Raw genomic sequence first — 18,046 nt, 5'->3', positions numbered from 1 at the left:
AGATGCCACACCTGGATAAGAATCTTACCAAGATACCTTTACCTGATGCCAATGTATGGTATGCAGCATCCTTTTTTACTACAGAAACCAGCGATTTATACTTTAAGCAATTAATGGAGCAGGTAAACTGGAAGCAGGAAAAGATAAAGATGTTTGGCAAGGAGATACTTCTGCCCCGGCTCACTGCCTGGTACGGCGATAAAAGCTATACTTACTCCGGCCTGAACAATAAACCCCAGCCATGGCTACCGGTACTGCTACAGATAAAAGAACAAGTAGAAGCTGCAACTGGCCACAAGTATAACAGCGTGCTTTTAAACCATTACCAAACCGGCCAAAACAGCATGGGCTGGCACTCCGACGATGAACCAGAACTTGGTCCTGAACCCAATATTGCCTCGGTAAGCTTCGGGGCAGAACGCAGGTTTGGTTTCCGGCACAGGCACGACAAAGCACAGAAGAATTTATACTTACTTATAAAACACGGTAGCCTGTTGTTAATGCAGGGCCCTACACAACATAACTGGCAGCACGCTATCCCTAAAACTGCACAGCAAACAGGTAGCCGCATCAACCTTACTTTTCGTACCATTGTAGGCTGAACAGGTAACGCCTGCAATAATCATTGTGAAAATTCAAAGTAAACCGTTACTTTACAGCAAAGTAGTAGTGCCCTATACTTTACTTTATGACCGAGAAAAAGAACATCGCCATTATAGGAGCCGGTTTGGTTGGCTCATTGCTATCGTTATACCTGGCTAAACGCGGTTACAAAATCGATTTGTACGAGCGCCGCCCTGATATGCGTGTTAGCACTCTTGATGGTGGGAGATCTATAAACCTTGCCCTCAGCGATAGAGGCTGGCGGGCGTTGCGAGGTATTGGCATAGAAGAAGATGTGCGCAAAGTAGCTATACCTATGTATGGCCGCATGATGCATAGCGAAAACGGGCAATTAACTTACCAACCTTATGGTAAAGAGGGGCAGGCTATTTATTCGGTTTCACGTGCCGGCCTGAACATGGCGCTCATGAACCTGTCGGAGCCAAACCCGGATATAAACTACCACTTTAACATGCAGGTGCAGGATGTTAACCTTCGTACCAACGAAGTATACCTGCACAACCACCACTCTGATACTGACGAGGTAATACAACCTGAATTAATCTTTGGGGCTGATGGGGCTTTTTCGATGGTTCGTAATGCTTTACAAAAAACCGAGCGCTTCAATTATCAGCAAAGCTACCTGGAGTACGGCTACAAAGAACTAACCATACCTGCTGCTGAAGATGGGGGTTGGCTACTGGAAAAAAATGCACTGCACATCTGGCCTCGCGGCAACTATATGATGATCGCGTTGCCAAACATAGATGGTAGCTTTACCTGTACTTTATTTTTCCCCTACGAAGGCGAGCGCTCTTTTGCTGCCATTAAAAACGATACTGATCTGCTAAACTTTTTCCTGGAGGTGTTCCCGGATGCAGTAGCCTTGATGCCTGACCTGGCACAGGAATATTTCTGCAACCCGACCGGCTCTCTGGTAACTATAAAATGTTTCCCGTGGAGTTATGAAGACAAAGTGTTGCTGATCGGGGATGCCTGCCATGCTGTAGTACCTTTTTATGGGCAAGGCATGAACGCCGGCTTCGAAGATATAACCGTACTCGATAAGATGCTGGACAGCTTTGATGGCAACTGGGAAAAACTGTTTAAGGAATTTGAACGCAAACGTAAACCAGACGCCGATGCCATTGCAGATCTTGCTGTGATGAACTTTATAGAAATGCGCGATGCAGTAGCTGATGCACGGTTCTTATTACGCAAGAAGGTAGAGAGCAAGATCAGTGAGCAGTATCCTGATAAATGGCTTCCGCTTTACGGCATGGTTACTTTCTCTGATCTGCCTTACTCCTATGCCCTCGAAACGGGCCGGCAACAGGACAAGATCATGGGCAAGATCATGAAGCATATCGATACGTTGGAAGATTACAATAAATCCGAAGTGCAGCAGCTACTGGAAGAACAGCTTGTGCAAAAAGAAAAGCTGAAAGCTTATCAGCAACAGGAAGTATAATTGACAGTTAACAATTATCTGTTATCAGTAAACAGTAACTATAGCTGCGACAAGAAGCTCCCCGCCTTGGATAAGGAGGGGTTGGGGGGATGGTTGGACTGCTATAGAACTATAGCCATCGCCTTTGTCATGACTATCCCTGCCGGGCCAGTTACATCAGGAGATGCAACACCATAATAAGTCACAAGTCTGGAGACTCGCGCCAGCAACTATTCTTCAAAATCCTGGCTCAAACAATCAGCAACTGATAATCAACAATCAACCTATACTTCATCCGTCTCCAGTAAACTATAATGCACAAGGTCTATGAAGTGTCCGTTCTTTATTTCGCGGTCACGAAGCCTTCCTTCGCGTGTAAAGCCAAGCTTTTGCAGCACCTTCTCCGACTGCGCGTTGCCGCCTTCTACTATAGCCTCAATGCGATGCAGATTCATACTTTCGAAACCATACTTTAAAATAGCCTTGGCAGCTTCAGGAATGTAACCCTTGCCCCAGTGCTCCGGCAGCAACCAAAATCCGATCTCTGCTTTACGATTTTCAGTTTCTAAGCTGCTATAGCCACAGGCGCCAATCAAATCGGTTGCTCCCCTTAATGAGAACACCCACCAGATGCCGGTGCCGGTCTGCTGCAGGTTGTCGTAAAACTGCATTTGCTCCTGCACGGCTTCAGGAGTATCATAATGTACGGCATAGTATGTTGTTACACGTGTGTCAGATAATCCTTTAAGTATAAAATCAGCATCGGATGGCCGTACAGGGCGTAGCTGCAGTCTGGCTGTCTCTAGGTTTTGGCTCATGGCAGAAACAGATAAGCCCCCTACGTCGCAGGAGGCTTTCTTTATAGTTGAAGTATATTTTACTTGGCGGCTTGCTCTACTGGTTTAACCGGTGGCTGCAATACCTCTCCACACTTGCTGCAGGTGCGCAACTGCTCGTTATTCCAGAAGTTGCCCATAATTTCAGGCAGCTGTTTTACAATATCGGTTACTTCGGTAAAGTCTTCGTGTAGCTTGTTGCCGCAGTTCTCACAGAACCACATAAAGCCATCCTTCTCCCCTTCGCGGCGGTAACGCTCAATTACCAGGCCTACCGTATTAGCCGGGCGCTGTGGCGAATGTGGCACGCGTGGCGGCAACAGAAAGATCTCACCTTCCCGAATCGGGATATCTACAGGTTTACCATCTTCTATGATCTTGAGCACAATATCGCCTTCTACCTGGTAAAAGAACTCTTCGCTCTCATCGTAGTGGTAATCCTTGCGGGCATTCGGGCCACCTACTACCATTACAATAAAATCATCGTTGGCTTTGTATACCTGCTGGTTACCTACCGGCGGCTTAAGCAGGTGCCGATGCTCATCAATCCACTGCTTAAAGTTGAAAGGTCGTTGTATGGCCATAGTTTTGTTTTGTTAGGTTGATACATGGAAGGTACGCAAAAGCTAACAGAAATGGTAGCACTGTTGTTACATAACCACGATGCTGTGCAAGTTCAAAGGCTTTTCCGTACATTTATCCTATGAACCTAAACCTACAGAACAAACGAGCTATAGTTTGCGGCAGCACGCAAGGCATCGGGAAAGCCATAGCTATTGAGCTGGCACAGCTTGGTGCAAATATTACTTTAGCTGCACGCAACGAAGACAAATTACAAACTGCACTACAGGACCTGGATACTAGCCAGGGGCAACAGCACGATTACATTGTAGCTGATTTCTCTGACCCTTATAATCTGAACATCCAAGTGCAGGGTTACCTGAGCCAGCAGCCAATAGTACATATACTTGTGAATAACACAGGCGGCCCGGCAGGTGGCCCTATTACCGAAGCCATATCTGATGAGTTTGTAAGTGCTTTTAACCAGCACCTGGTAGCCAACCACTTGTTGGCAAAAGCAGTTATCCCGGGGATGAAAGAAGCAAAGTATGGTCGTATCATCAACATCATCAGTACCTCAGTAAAACAACCCTTGCATGGGCTTGGAGTTTCTAATACTATCCGCGGAGCAGTTGCCAGCTGGGCTAAAACTATGGCCAATGAGCTGGGGCAATTCGGAATTACTGTAAATAATGTGTTGCCAGGCGCTACCCGCACCGGCCGTCTGGAATCCATCATCGAAAATAAAGCAAAGAAAACAGAAGCAGCAGTTGACGCTATAGAAAGTGAAATGATGGCTGAGATACCAGCCCGCCGTTTTGCCGAACCTGAAGAAGTTGCTGCCGCTGCCGCATTTTTAGCGACACCTGCCGCTGCGTATATTAACGGTATTAACGTGCCGGTAGATGGTGGTAGAACGGGGTGTTTGTAAGTGAGCAAGTGAAATGATCAAGCTCTTTGTAATCGTCTTTCTAAATATAGGCTTTACAGCGGCTCTGTTGAGCCTATCCAGATTTTATAAATTTAGATTAGAAGATTATTTATTCAATCTGATATGTCTTAATCTAGTAGTCGCTTTGATGTATGCCAGCAAGTATTATGATATACTTGTGGATTATCCAATGTCAGTCAGGTTCTTCGTTCCACTTGCAGTTGTGTACATTTTGGCCGAACCTTTTAGAAAAACACTATTAAGAAAGCTTCGAGTTATAATAGAGAAGTTTAGGCGCTAAATTACTTATTGTTACTTATTCATTATTAATTCTACCGCAGTGCAGCACATACATAATTACATAAACGGACAGCTGGTAATGCCTGTGGCAGGGCAGTATATCGACAACTATAATCCGGCTATTGGAGAAGTATACTCTCTTATACCAGACTCTGATGAGCAGGACGTGGAGCAGGCAGTGCAGGCGGCGTTAGCGGCTTTTACGGCGTGGTCTAAGACACCTGCTGAGAAACGCGGCCGCATTCTGATAAAGATAGCTGACCTGATAGACCAGAACATGTGCCGGCTAGCCGAAGCAGAATCTATTGATAATGGTAAACCGCTTAAACTGGCCATGTCTGTAGATATTCCGCGGGCAAGCAGCAACATGCGTTTTTATGGCACTGCTATACAGCATTTTGCTTCGGAAGCACATTACATGGAAGGTACCGATGCTATTAACTATACCGTGCGCCATCCGCATGGGGTGGTTGGCTGCATATCACCCTGGAACCTGCCTTTATACTTATTTACTTGGAAAATAGCCCCTGCCCTGGCTGCCGGGAACTGTGTAGTTGCCAAGCCTTCGGAAGTTACCCCCATGACGGCTTTCCTGTTATCGGAGATTTGTATAGAAGCAGGTTTACCGGCCGGCGTACTGAACATTGTGCATGGCTACGGGCATAAAGTAGGCGCTGCCATGACGGCTCATCCCAAAGTACCGGTTATCTCTTTTACAGGCGGCACCACTACCGGACGAACAATAGCGGCTACGGCTGCTCCGATGTTCAAAAAGCTGTCTCTGGAACTAGGTGGTAAGAACCCGAACATTATTTTTGCTGACTGCGACTTTAACAACGCGCTGCACACTTCCATACATTCGTCGTTTGCCAACCAGGGGCAAATCTGCCTGTGTGGTTCCCGCATTTTTATAGAACGGCCATTGTATGAGAAGTTCAGGGATGCTTTTGTAGGGAAAGTAAAAGTCATGACCGTAGGCGACCCGATGGAAGAAGGCTCTAAACTGGGTGCTGTGGTATCGGAACAACACATGCAGAAGGTGCTTTCTTACATAGAACTGGCTAAACAGGAAGGCGGAACTATACTTACCGGAGGGCAGCGGGTGCAGGTAGATGGCCGCTGTGCAAATGGCTGGTTTATTGCCCCAACTATAATCGAAGGTTTGCCTTACAACTGTCGCACCAACACCGAAGAGATTTTTGGCCCGGTCGTCACCCTCACTCCTTTCGATACAGAAGAAGAAGTTATACAATACGCCAACTGCACCGACTACGGGCTTTCTGCCACCATCTGGACAAACAACCTGCAACGTGCTCACCGGGTAGCACACCAGGTGCACAGCGGCATCATCTGGATAAACACTTGGCTCCTGCGTGATTTACGAACTCCTTTTGGCGGCATGAAAAACTCCGGCGTTGGCCGTGAAGGTGGTTTTGAAGTACTCCGCTTCTTTACAGAGCCGCAGAATGTTTGCGTAAAGTTGTAGGCGGACAAGAGTGCAAGCGTCAGAGATATAAGCTGATCTATCTTATACTTTAAATATATTGTGCTTGCTTACAACTTCAGGTAAACGCGCAGCTGGTTGTAAAAAGTAGCCAACGCCAATAGTTTGCAGGTATAGATTAAGCCTTTTTTTGACTGAGAAGCGTACTTTAAGTATAGCTGGTATGTTCCGAAGTAAAAAATGGCTGGTCATTTACAGATAGCGACATTTCCTGTTATACTTTCAAAGCTATGCGAAAGTGAAGGAAGCCTGTATGAAAAGGGCTTAATTGCTAACGAGCTGGAAGATATTTACAACGATTACATCAGGCGTGGAGAAGAGCTGCAAGACATTGCCATGTTGGTAGCTAACACCGTAATGCGGCAGAAAGATGTGCATGCCGTGCGTTACAGGGTAAAAGAGCCGCTACATCTGCTGAAAAAGATCATCCGGAAAAAGAAAGAGTATCCTGACCGCCACTTAAACACTAGCAATTACCTTGAATTTATAAACGACCTGGTAGGCGTACGAATACTGCACCTGTACAAAGAAACCTGTCACGAAATAGGTAATTACATACAGCAGATCTGGGAGCTGAAAAGAGAACCTTATGCATATGTAAGAAGAAACGGCCTTTTAGAGGCTAAAAAATTCTCTTCCCGCAACTACAGAGTTTTTGTAAACGATAGGGGTTATAAGGCACAGCACTACATTATTAAAGTAAAGCCGGCCCGGCAACAATATTTTGTGGAGGTTCAGGTTAAAACATTGTTCGAAGAGGGCTGGAGCGAAGTGGACCATCGCATTCGCTACCCCGACCATAAACCGAACGAATTACTGCACAGGTTGCTTTGGCTGTTAAACCATTTCACAAGTACTGCCGATGAGGTGGCTACACAGATTCAGGCATTGGCTGATGATCTGCATACGTATATGTACAACGCAAAAGCAGAACCTAGGGTAACTGTGTCTCAGCTCCATAGCCATATAGACATGTTACCAGTTGAAGAGCAGGAAAAACAATATTTATATGCTTGCCTGGCTAAACTGACGGGAAGTTAACGCTCCTATTTCTTATCCGGAACCAGATTATGTGCAACCAGTTTCCATTCACTGTTTAGCATTTTCCATACTTTCAGGTAATGGCCTGCTGTTTCTCCCTGCTTATAGCTGCCATAAGTATAAGCCATGTCTGCAGCCGGAGAAATATCATACCCCATATTAATGTAAGTTATATCAGATGCAGGTTTGGCCGCCAGGTCTTTATACTTTACCGGATACTGCCCGAAACGATAGATCAATGTTTCTGAAGTATACGGCTGTACTTTTTGTACGTCTTTCGCCAACAGGTCTTCTTTTGTACCTTTAGCTGCTTCGCCTTTTATAGCTGCAGTTGGCTGGTAGGCTTCTTCTTTAAGCAGTTCCGGGGAGAAATTATTCCCCATATCTACAGCTACTTTCCACTTCCCGTCAGGTTGCTTCTTCCAGACTGATAAATAAAAACCGGCGCCTACAGGTTTTTTAGCTTCGGGATTGGCTTTAAACTGGTAAGGCCCTGTAGTATAACCCCAGTCCAGCGACTTGGAAATATCAGCATAGGCAGGATACCATTTAAGTACAGCGTTGCTTTCAGGGGCCTCAGCGTGCAGTTTTTTACCATTAGTTGGCGTTGGTGCAAACACAATTCCATCATCAGCCATGTTTTCAACAAACGCCTGGTGGAATCCTTTTTTAACAGAAGTGGCGGCAAAGTTACGCTCGGCATTGGCCAGCTCTTCCAACGCTTTGTCGCGGGTGGTGTTGGCAGCCTGGAATGCGCCAAACAGAAGAGGCAGCGCCAGCAGGAAAAGTAATTTCATAGTTTCAGGGATAATTAGAAGGTAGCTAAAATAAAGTATAAATATAGCACATCAGCTTTTACTTTTATACTTGTAACTACTTAAATATGGTGCAGTTATACTTTCTCTGCCAACACAAACGTACTTACCCCTATCGGCAGGTCCATCTTTTTCAACACTTTGTTTTCCAGCTTTACAAGGGTTGTTAGTACGCCATTAACGATACCCGGTACTTGCTGCAGGTTATCCTCGTGAGGGCTATTTTCTGATGCTATACTATTCTGCAGCCTGCGTACCACCCATGTCGGGAAGTATAAACTGAAGTTCCAGTACGATGCCCGATTTACCTGTAAGCCAGCCTGTGCAACTATAGCTTTCAATTGTGTTTTAGTATAACGCCTGAAGTGATGGTTCACCACATCGTGGCCGCTCCATAAATGCTGAAAAGCCGGTACAAACACGATCATTTTACCACCTGACTTTAACACCCGCGCCCACTCCTGTATGGCTTTGGCATCATCTGCAATATGCTCCAGCACATCTGAAGTAATTACTAAATCAAAAGCAGCATCCGGGAATGTAATTTTGGCGCCATCCATTACACTTATACCTTTCAGGCCGCGCTGCTGCCCTAAAGCAATAGCCTTTTTGCTTACATCTATACCTGTTAAATTGGTGTAGCCGGCTTGCTGTAGTTGTAGCAGCAAGGGACCAGCAGAGCAGCCGACTTCAAGTATAGCCGCATCAGGTGGCAGGTTCAGCTCCTGCACCAATGTATAAACCATGTGACGCCGCGCCCTGAACCACCAGTGCTGCTCTTCCAGGGTGTGATATTTCTCTTCGTATCGTGCGTCCATCAATTTAAAACAGAAGAGCCTCCCTAAAATAGAGAGGCTTTTCAAATTTAAACTTTTATCTGATTACTGGTTCTGCTCAGCAGGCTGTTTTATAAGCTTGCGCTCCAGGAAGTTGGTCATCATGTTAAAGCGATGCAGCGATGTAATACCACCACCCACGCCGTGGTTACGGTTAGGGTAATAGAAGCTTTCGAACTGTTTGTTAGCGCTTATTAATGCATCCTGCATGGCTACCGCATTCTGGAAGTGTACGTTATCGTCGCCGGTACCGTGTATCAGCAATAGCTCACCCTGCAGTTTGTCAGCAAAGAATAAGGGCGAGTTATCATCATATCCTGCGGCATTATCCTGTGGCTTTTTCAGGAAACGTTCTGTGTAAATGGTATCATAGTATCTCCAGTTAGTTACTGGTGCAACAGCTATACCTGCAGCAAATACACCATTGCCTTTTGTAAGGCCAAGCAGCGTCATGTAGCCACCAAAGCTATGGCCCCAGATACCGATTCTGTTCTTATCTACATAAGACTGGTTGCCCAGCCACTTAGCAGCTTCAATCTGGTCTTCTATCTCATACTTGCCAAGGTTAGCATAAGTCACTTTCTTAAATTCGGCACCACGGGCACCGGTACCACGGTTATCCACGCTCACCACAATTATACCTTTATTGGCCAGCACCTGGAACCACAGGTAATTTGCACCACCCCAGCTGTTAGTTACTGTCTGAGAACCCGGGCCACCGTACACAAACATCAGTACAGGGTATTTCTTCTTCGGATCAAAATCTGTTGGCTTGATCATGTAGCCGTTCAACTCTGTACCGTCAGTAGTCTTCATTTTAAAGAACTCCTGCTTGGCAATATCATACTGCGCCAGTGTGTTTTTCAGCTTCGCGTTGTCTTCCAGCATTTTTATTTGCTTGCCATCTTTAGCAGTGTGCAGGCTTACTGTAGTTGGCACGTTTGCAGCAGAAGCATAATCCAGGTAATACTTAAAGTCGGCGCTCATGTTGATGTTGTGCGTGCCGGCTTCAGTTGTCAGGCGCTTTTTGTTTTTGCCTTTGCTGCTGATGCTGTACAGGTGGCGGTCAAGTGGCGATACTTCCGTAGACATGAAGTATAAACGGTCGTTCTTCTCGTCGAAGCCTACATAGCTGCTTACTTCCCAGTTGCCTTTCGTGATCTGGCGCACCAGTTTGCCCTTCATGTTGTACAGGTACAGGTGGTTAAAACCATCTTTCTCCGATGTATGGATGAAGTTCTTACCATCTTTCAGGTAAGTCAGGTCGTCTGTAATATCAATGTACGCTTTGTCTGTTTCTTTCAGAACCACATCGGCTTTACCGGTTGTAGCGTTGGCATGCAGAATCTCCAGTGTGTTCTGCAGGCGGTTCATGCGCTGAATAGACAACAGGTTCGGGTTGTTCGTCCACTTGATGCGCGGAATGTAGATATCTTCTTCGTTGCCAGTGTCCATCTTAACCGTTTTGCCGCTGGCCACATCATACACCGATACTTTTACTTTTGAGTTAGCCTCGCCTGGTTTTGGGTATTTAAACTTGTAATCCTGCGGGTAAAGCTCGCCCCACATCTGCATGTTAAACTCCGGCACGTTGGTCTCATCAAAAGTATAGAAAGCTATCTTCTTACCATCCGGCGACCAATGGAAGCCCTGTGCAAACGAGAACTCTTCTTCGTACACCCAGTCCGCATACCCGTTAATGATGGAATTATACTTGCCATCTGTCGTGATCTGCGTCTCCTTCATGTTGCTCAGGTCTGTCACGAACATGTTGCCTTCGCGGGCAAAAGCCACGCGCTGCGCATCGGGCGAGAATGTAGCATATAGCTGCTTGCCGCCATCGCTAAGCTTAGTTAGTTTTTTAGAAGCAATATCGTAGATGTAGAACTCTGCTTTGGAAGAACGGCGGTAAATCTGCTCTGTATCTGTAGAGAACAACACTTTCTTCTCATCTGAAGAGAAAGTATAACCATCGAACTGGATAGGTGTGCTGCTGCCGGCAGGTTTCAGGTTTTCGCCTTCTATGATGGTGCTTACCGGTTTGCCCGTAGTTACATCATACTTTACAATGTCTGTTACTTTGTTCTGATCATCAGCTACGGTAGAACTGTAGTACTGGCCATCTTTCATCCAGTTTACACCATACACCGACTGGGCTCTGAAGGTACCTTTGCGGTAGATATCCTCCAAGGTAATGTCTTTTTTCTGCTGCGCCTGCGCCACAAAGGCAAAGCAAAGCAGCAAAGCAGCCAAAAGGTTTGATCTGAGTTTGATATACATGTGATTCGTTAATTGTTAGTTTAGCTCCCCTAATTTATAGGATTATTATGGTTCTGCCATACGTTATAGCCAAAACCATACCTATAGCTGCTCAAAGTATAACTATAACCTATAAAAGCAAAAAGCGCCAGCCCAGGAGACTAACGCTTTTTAAACTGGAAGTAAAGTTAAGTTAGAAGTTCATGCCAACAGTGAACATTACATTCGACTGCTTATTCTCTATATCTACTACCGGGTTACCTTCGCCGTTGCTGAAAGTATAAGGTGAATATAAGCTATTACCGGTTGTATGGGCATAAGCTATATCAGCATAATACTTTTGCAGGCGCACACCGGCACCGAGTGTAAATATATTCACTTTGGCATCAAAAGCACTGTTCTTATAAGGGCTTTCGGAAATAGCATAACCTGCGCGCAACCTGAACACTTCATAACGGCCTTCAGCTCCGATTCTATAGTTCATCGCTGATTTATAAGTTTCGCTGATACGGCTGTTTATACCGCTAAAGTAACTACCAAACCCGCTGTCATCCTCGTCTTCTGAGAAGCGCATATTACTATAGTCTACAAATTCTGCATCAGCGGTTATAAAGCCATACTTGCCTAGGAACACAGCCAAACCAGTATTTGCGCGGAATGGTGTGGTTAACTGGTAAGAGAACTCACCCGGCAACTCAGTGGCGCTATAGTTATCAAGGCCATTTTCTGTTGTATTAAGGGTTGAGTACAGAGAGCGGTCATAAGTTTCTATAAAGTTGTAAGCTGTTGGTGTCTGTATACTTACACCAAATCGAATGGCATCGATCGGCCTAACTATAACGCCGATTTTCAAGTTAACGCCCGCTCCTTCTGTGTTAAATTCATCGCGCAATTCCAAGCTATAATTACCATCTGAAACTATTTCATCAGTGTCTTCATCCACTTGCTCAAGTCTTTCAATAAAATATCCTGACTCCCGGAAAATGCGCTCCTGCGTAAAATTAGAAGTTACGATACCGAATGATGCGCCTAAGTATATTTTATCACGGAAGCTGGTACCAAAAGCCAGGTCAATCTGGTTCTGAGATCCTCTGCGCTCCAGTTCCTCTATCTGGGTTATATCGCCTTCACTGTACAGTGGCTGGGCATCCGCAACAGTGTTACCATATATGTCTTTAAAATTGATCAGGTAAGTACCGTAAGCTAAGCCCTCCAGCGAAACATAATCTCCAAACTCAGCATCCAGATCAGCTTCAGTTCGGCCGTTTAAGTTTGCCTGTTCTGCAAAGTAATCCACTATAGTGTTAGGTGGCTGAACAGTTCCGTTGTAGGTAGTCTGGTTATTAAAGTTGTTGAGTCTGGTTATACTTACCCCAAAGGCTGTTCCGCGCCAGTCGCTGCCATCGCTGTCGTCTTTACGGTTACTGAACACAACCCCACCCTGCGGTATATTAAAAGTTGTGCGCTCATCCGGCGTAGTATTTCCCATAAAAAGGGAAGATGTGCTGTTATTGGTAAAGCCCAGGCTAAAGTTACCTTCTGACCTCCGGAACATACCCAGCCCGGCCGGGTTAGTAGCCATCGTTGAAATATCAGCGCCAAGTGCGGTTTGTGCACCGCCTATACCTTGTATACGTGCTGAACCCTGCAGACCGAAACGGGTGTAGCGCAATGCGTCTTCCTCGTTCTGAGCCAAAGCGGTTCCGCTCCAGCCCAGCAGTAGCGCCAGGCTGGCAGAAAATAGCTTATTCATTCTCATGTGGTTCTTTTACTGAATAGGATTAATTACCCCTCGGCGGTCGTCCGCTGCTCTTACTTTCGCTGCTGCTACCACTGCTGCTGCTTCTGCTCGGAGCCGGCTCAGATCGTCGGGTTTCGCGCTGTTCGTAAGAACGGGTAGTCTCACGGCGTGGTGCGCTTTCTCTTGTTTCGGTGCTGCGTTGCTCCTGGCGGTATTCACGCCTAGGGCGTGTTTCCGTTGCTGCCGGGCGGTTAACAGGTTGTTCACGCTGCTGATCTTCCTGCGTTCTTTCTATTCGGCCACGGACAGGTCTTGCTTCGCCACTACGTGGTCGGTAATTCTCGCGCGATGGTTGACCAGTGATTACTTCTTTAGAGTCTTCTGTTGTTGGCATTCCCGCACGATCGGTAGTTCTGCCAGGCCGCCTCTGTGTTGCACGCTGCTCATTGCCCTCCGTTGAAAGGCCACGCTCCGCACGACCGTCACGCTGTACACCATCTGTTACTACACCACCACGCTCGCCACGCGGACCATACTGTACTTTGTAAGGCTGAACATAGCGAGGGTAATCATAAACATAATTATGGCCGTAGTATCCACCATAGTAGTGGTTGTAGCCACCGTAGTAGTTGCTATAGTATGGGCGATAACAGTATGGATTATAACGCCCATAGTATCCGCCCCATCCATAGTTATAGCTAATAGCTATTGTTAAACCACTTCCATAGAAAGGCCTGTAAGCAAATGGGTCGTAATAAAACGGATCGTAGTAGAATGGATCGTAAAACGGATCTGCATAGCGGTGGCGATAGCTTCTGTAACTACTATAGCTGTTGTAAACAGGGTAATTATTATACGCCCACGAAGGGTCTACAAATGAGTAGTTCGGGCGGTACCAGTTATCACGTGGGTCATATTCGCGCCCATCATAATATTCGTCTCCGTAATAGTTATCTGTATTGGTGCTGCTTCTTTCAGAATATTCCGGGTTCAGAACACCTTCTTCAGTGGTGGTTTCAGGCTGCTGCTCTGCTTCTTCGGCCTGCGCATAAGCTTCCTCAACAGGTTGCACATATTCAGTCTTATCTGCAGTGCTATAGTACATATCATCGTACTCCGAAGACTGCATTCCATTGGAGCCGCTGCAGCCAGCTAAAAGCAAGGATAGCGCCGATGCTATAGTTAAAATAGTAAAATTTTTCATGGCCTTCTGGTGTAAAACTTCTTCTATATCAAAGATATAAACACAATGGCGCAAAACCTTATCAATAGTACAATATATTAACGTAATTTTGGGCGATATTGATGTCTAAACTACAAGTAGTTCGGAAGCAATTATTATTCCAAAAACATCTTTAATTAAGGATATACAATAAATAATTTTTAAAATGAGCAAAGGGCTACCAAAAAGAAGCGAAGATTACTCCTTATGGTATAACGAACTGGTGAAAAAAGCAGGGCTTGCCGAGAACTCTGCGGTGCGTGGTTGTATGGTTATCAAGCCTTACGGATATGCTATCTGGGAGAAGATGCAGCGCCAGTTGGATGATATGTTTAAGGCCACAGGCCACCAGAATGCATACTTCCCGCTGTTTGTGCCCAAGAGCTTGTTTGAGGCTGAAGAGCAGAACGCAGAAGGCTTTGCAAAAGAGTGTGCTGTAGTAACCCATTACCGCCTGCAAACCGACCCTGATAAGCCAGGAAAACTGCGTGTAGACCCAAATGCCAAACTGGAAGAAGAGCTTATAGTTCGTCCTACGTCTGAGGCTGTTATCTGGAACACCTATAAAGGCTGGATACAAAGCTACCGCGACCTGCCATTACTTATAAACCAGTGGGCAAACGTGGTGCGCTGGGAAATGCGTACGCGCCTGTTTTTGAGAACTGCCGAGTTTTTATGGCAGGAAGGCCACACAGCGCACGCGACAGCCGAAGAAGCTATTGCTGAAACAGAGCAGATGCTGGAAGTATACGCCACCTTTGCCGAGCAATATATTGCCCTACCGGTCATACGTGGGGTTAAAACTCCGAACGAGCGTTTTGCCGGTGCCCTGGAAACATATTGTATTGAAGGTATGATGCAGGATGGTAAAGCTTTGCAAGCTGGCACATCTCACTTCTTAGGTCAGAATTTTGCCAAAGCGTTTGATGTAAAATTCGCTACCAAAGATGGTGGGTTGGAGCACGTATGGGGAACGTCATGGGGTGTTAGTACCCGTTTAATGGGTGCCCTGGTAATGGCGCATTCTGATGACGAAGGGCTTGTGTTACCTCCAAAGCTCGCACCAATTCAGGTTGTTATTGTTCCGATCTATAAAGGAGAAGAGCAACTGGCACTGATCAGTGAGAAGGTGTTACAACTGAAGAAAGAACTGGAAGCAAAAGGTATCAGCGTGAAGTTTGATGACCGCGACACCGAGCGCCCAGGGTTTAAATTTGCTGAGTGGGAATTGAAAGGGGTGCCTGTACGTATTGCTATAGGAGCCCGCGATCTGGAAAACGGCACTGCCGAAGTTGCCCGCCGCGACACCAAAGAGAAAAGCTCGCAGCAATTCGACAGCTTGGCAACTTATATTCCTGCGTTGCTGGACGAAATTCAGGAGAACATCTATAACAGAGCCCTGACTTACCGCGAAGAACACACTACTAAAGTAGATAGCTACGAACAGTTTAAAGATGTACTAGAGAACAAAGGTGGTTTTGTGTTAGCACACTGGGATGGCACTCCGGAAACAGAAGAGCGCATTAAAGAAGAAACCAAAGCAACTATACGCTGCATCGCGCTAAACACCCCTGAAGAGGATGGTGTGGATATGCTGACCGGCAAGCCAAGCAAGCGCCGCGTATATTTTGCAAAGGCTTATTAATTGTTGATTGTTTATTGCTGATTGTTGGATCGGCAAGAGTAACTATAGATAAAGCGCCACTTCTCTCAGCGGGAAGTGGCGCTTTTGTTTTACCCTTCCCGGCTTTTAGCCTGAATTGGGATTTTTAGGATTAGAGGATTGATACAATTACTATAGACCACGTAGCGTGTGCAGCTCCTGAGCGTATCTGGCTACGAAGCAAATTAGACGATCTGAGGTCGTTTCTGACAATGCTATAGCTCAAGTTATTGTTTTATAGTTACTGTTTTACACCCCTGTAGTCCCCTCAAGGGGACAGTTTTGCTACTGCTATATCTCCAAGTATAATTATAGCCTGTGAGCGGACAGGTCTCGACTTGTTCCTAAGGAAATATTCAGAAGGAAAAACTAAGAGCTTATTAAGGTAAAGTATAATAGCAGCAGATACTATCGAACTGATCTCAGTCTTTGGGTGGAGCGCCTCGAGAGGTTCCGGTGCCGTTGAGGCATGGCGACGTTAGGAGCAAAGGAAGCGAAAGCAGCGCGAAACGCAAAGACGAGGCCCCGCGGCCGTGAGCGCACCAAAGCTAACCATGACAACTGTAGGTGAGTAAAGCTCCCAGGATGAAAGTGTAATTGAAAGTATAGCTCACTTGCAAGAAGTATAAATCTCAACTATAGGTCATATAAGATCCATCTCTAACGCTTGAAATGTCTGGCTCACATATACACCCTAAAATCCGTAAATACTATTAACCGAATCAACAACAACAATTAGCAAATACATCTATAAATAACTATATTTACCTAATAAGCCTCCTGCTATGCTACTAGACTGGGTAACTGTTATACTTCTGATCGTGATCGGGCTCATCCTGATCATAGTGGAATTGGTATTTATACCTGGCACCACCCTGATCGGTATACTTGGCTTTGTGTTGGCAGGAATCGGCATCTGGATCGGGTATGCAGCACTAGGCACTTCTGTTGGTCATCTTATACTTGGGTTATCAGTGTTGGTAGCAGGATTGGCATTCTTTTATAGTTTCCGGTCGGATGCGTGGAGCAGGTTTGCCCTGAAAGAAACTATTGATAGCCGTGTAAACGAAGATTACCAGCACAACCTGCAGGTCGGCGAAACAGGCGTAACCATATCTGCATTGCGCCCACAGGGAACCGCACTTTTTAACGACGAGCATCACGAAGTACAGACAAATGGCGAGTTTGTTGATCCTAATACAACCGTGCGCATTATTAAATTAAGCCAGCATAAAATTATAGTTGAAGCAGTAAGTTAAGCCAAATGGAAAACCTATCCGTTATTTTTCTGATTGCAGGAGCCTTAATCCTGCTTATGATCTTTTTATACTTTGTTCCGATCAGCCTATGGATCACAGCACAATTCTCGAACGTGCGTGTAGGCCTTCTGGAGCTGGTATTTATGCGCATTCGTAAAGTACCGCCAAGTCTTATCGTTAATTCCATGATAAACGCGACCAAGGCAGGTATAGCTGTTACAACTTCAGAACTGGAAACACACTACCTGGCAGGTGGCAATGTACCTACTGTTATCAAAGCACTAATTTCTGCTGACAAGGCCAACATTCCGTTATCGTTTAAGCAGGCAACCGCTATAGATTTGGCTGGCCGTAACGTTTTTGAAGCTGTAACCACGTCGGTAAATCCTAAAGTTATTAATACACCAAACGTAGCAGCCGTTGCCCAGGATGGTATACAACTAATTGCCAAAGCAAGAGTAACGGTGCGCGCTAATATTATGCAGTTAGTAGGTGGTGCCGGCGAAGAAACTATACTTGCCCGCGTGGGTGAGGGTATTGTTACTTCCATTGGCTCGTCTATCTCGCATAAAGCTGTATTGGAGAACCCGGACATGATCTCGAAACTAGTGTTGCAGAAAGGCCTAGATGCCGGCACTGCTTACGAGATTCTTTCTATTGACATTGCAGACGTAGACGTAGGAGAGAACATTGGTGCCAAGCTACAAATAGACCAAGCCAACGCCGACCTGAAAGTAGCAGAAGCTAAAGCTGAAGAGCGCCGCGCAATGGCCGTAGCCGTGGAGCAGGAAATGAAGGCTAAAGCGCAGGAAGCACGGGCTTCTGTAATTGCTGCCGAAGTAGAAATACCACAGGCTATATCAGCCGCTTTCCGTAGCGGTAACTTAGGCATCATGGACTACTATAAAATGCAGAACATACAGTCTGATACTGATATGCGCAACTCTATTGCCCATCCAGGCCAGAGCGGGCCAACCAAGCCAAGAGAATAAATTTATATATAGCTACAAGAGAGAAGGCCGGAG

Annotated in this window: 16 protein-coding genes; 9 read left to right on the top strand and 7 right to left on the bottom strand. The window is 45.9% G+C overall.

Translation table 11 applies throughout. The features are described from left to right. Positions 1-2 precede the first annotated feature (2 nt). Positions 3-602, top strand: a complete 600-nt coding sequence (locus MJ612_RS16400; protein WP_187032128.1) for an alpha-ketoglutarate-dependent dioxygenase AlkB family protein — start codon at positions 3-5, stop codon at positions 600-602. Positions 603-688: 86 nt separating this feature from the next. Further along, positions 689-2,074: an FAD-dependent oxidoreductase gene (locus tag MJ612_RS16395; protein WP_187032130.1), complete on the top strand. Its 1,386-nt coding sequence runs from the start codon at positions 689-691 to the stop codon at positions 2,072-2,074. 263 nt (positions 2,075-2,337) lie between these two features. On the opposite strand, the gene MJ612_RS16390 is transcribed toward MJ612_RS16395, so the two are convergent. Beyond that, positions 2,338-2,871 carry a GNAT family N-acetyltransferase gene (locus MJ612_RS16390; RefSeq protein ID WP_187032132.1) on the bottom strand — a complete coding sequence of 178 codons (534 nt, stop codon included), beginning with the start codon at positions 2,869-2,871 and terminating at the stop codon, positions 2,338-2,340. A 59-nt stretch (positions 2,872-2,930) separates the two neighbouring features. Further along, entirely contained in the window at positions 2,931-3,473 is a 543-nt protein-coding gene (locus MJ612_RS16385; RefSeq protein WP_187032134.1) for a 3-hydroxyanthranilate 3,4-dioxygenase, read from the bottom strand. A gap of 119 nt (positions 3,474-3,592) precedes the next feature. Here MJ612_RS16385 and MJ612_RS16380 point away from each other — a divergent pair, with 119 nt between their 5' ends. The 3 genes from MJ612_RS16380 to MJ612_RS16370 all read left to right on the top strand — a co-directional run bounded on the left by MJ612_RS16380 (position 3,593) and on the right by MJ612_RS16370 (position 7,226). Beyond that, complete coding sequence (locus MJ612_RS16380; protein ID WP_187032136.1) at positions 3,593-4,381, top strand: SDR family oxidoreductase; 789 nt, start codon at positions 3,593-3,595, stop codon at positions 4,379-4,381. A gap of 340 nt (positions 4,382-4,721) precedes the next feature. Further along, on the top strand, positions 4,722-6,167 hold the full coding sequence (locus MJ612_RS16375) for an aldehyde dehydrogenase (protein WP_187032138.1): 1,446 nt from the start codon (positions 4,722-4,724) through the stop codon (positions 6,165-6,167). A gap of 198 nt (positions 6,168-6,365) precedes the next feature. Further along, entirely contained in the window at positions 6,366-7,226 is an 861-nt protein-coding gene (locus tag MJ612_RS16370) for a RelA/SpoT domain-containing protein (protein WP_187032140.1), read from the top strand. A gap of 5 nt (positions 7,227-7,231) precedes the next feature. Here MJ612_RS16370 and MJ612_RS16365 read toward each other — a convergent pair whose 3' ends face one another. The 3 genes from MJ612_RS16365 to MJ612_RS16355 form a co-directional block, all read right to left on the bottom strand. Then, complete coding sequence (locus MJ612_RS16365; RefSeq protein ID WP_187032142.1) at positions 7,232-8,023, bottom strand: YybH family protein; 792 nt, start codon at positions 8,021-8,023, stop codon at positions 7,232-7,234. Between the two features lie 95 nt (positions 8,024-8,118). Beyond that, complete coding sequence (locus tag MJ612_RS16360) at positions 8,119-8,859, bottom strand: class I SAM-dependent methyltransferase (RefSeq protein ID WP_187032144.1); 741 nt, start codon at positions 8,857-8,859, stop codon at positions 8,119-8,121. 63 nt (positions 8,860-8,922) lie between these two features. Further along, positions 8,923-11,157 (bottom strand): S9 family peptidase, encoded by a 2,235-nt coding sequence (locus MJ612_RS16355; protein WP_187032146.1) that lies wholly within the window; start codon positions 11,155-11,157, stop codon positions 8,923-8,925. Positions 11,158-11,204: 47 nt separating this feature from the next. Here MJ612_RS16355 and MJ612_RS18365 point away from each other — a divergent pair, with 47 nt between their 5' ends. Then, a complete protein-coding gene (locus MJ612_RS18365) occupies positions 11,205-11,333 on the top strand; it encodes a hypothetical protein (RefSeq protein WP_255487982.1) in 129 nt (42 codons plus the stop codon). Here MJ612_RS18365 and MJ612_RS16350 read toward each other — a convergent pair. Then, complete coding sequence (locus MJ612_RS16350; RefSeq protein WP_187032148.1) at positions 11,330-12,889, bottom strand: OmpP1/FadL family transporter; 1,560 nt, start codon at positions 12,887-12,889, stop codon at positions 11,330-11,332. The genes MJ612_RS18365 and MJ612_RS16350 overlap by 4 nt on opposite strands. Before the next feature lie 28 nt (positions 12,890-12,917). Continuing rightward, positions 12,918-14,081 (bottom strand): hypothetical protein, encoded by a 1,164-nt coding sequence (locus MJ612_RS16345; protein WP_187032150.1) that lies wholly within the window; start codon positions 14,079-14,081, stop codon positions 12,918-12,920. A gap of 184 nt (positions 14,082-14,265) precedes the next feature. Here MJ612_RS16345 and proS point away from each other — a divergent pair, with 184 nt between their 5' ends. The 3 genes from proS (at position 14,266) to floA (ending at position 18,013) form a co-directional block, all read left to right on the top strand. Further along, positions 14,266-15,744, top strand: a complete 1,479-nt coding sequence (proS, locus tag MJ612_RS16340; protein WP_187032152.1) for a proline--tRNA ligase — start codon at positions 14,266-14,268, stop codon at positions 15,742-15,744. A gap of 803 nt (positions 15,745-16,547) precedes the next feature. After that, on the top strand, positions 16,548-17,021 hold the full coding sequence (locus tag MJ612_RS16335; RefSeq protein WP_187032154.1) for an NfeD family protein: 474 nt from the start codon (positions 16,548-16,550) through the stop codon (positions 17,019-17,021). Positions 17,022-17,026: 5 nt separating this feature from the next. Beyond that, complete coding sequence (gene floA / locus MJ612_RS16330) at positions 17,027-18,013, top strand: flotillin-like protein FloA (RefSeq protein WP_187032156.1); 987 nt, start codon at positions 17,027-17,029, stop codon at positions 18,011-18,013. The last annotated feature ends 33 nt before the right edge of the window (positions 18,014-18,046 follow it).

Origin of the sequence: Pontibacter deserti, assembly GCF_023630255.1 — a bacterium.
In the GTDB taxonomy this organism is placed as follows: domain Bacteria; phylum Bacteroidota; class Bacteroidia; order Cytophagales; family Hymenobacteraceae; genus Pontibacter; species Pontibacter deserti.
Note: the sequence above shows the minus strand (reverse complement) of the source record. Positions and strands in the feature narration are given on the sequence as shown.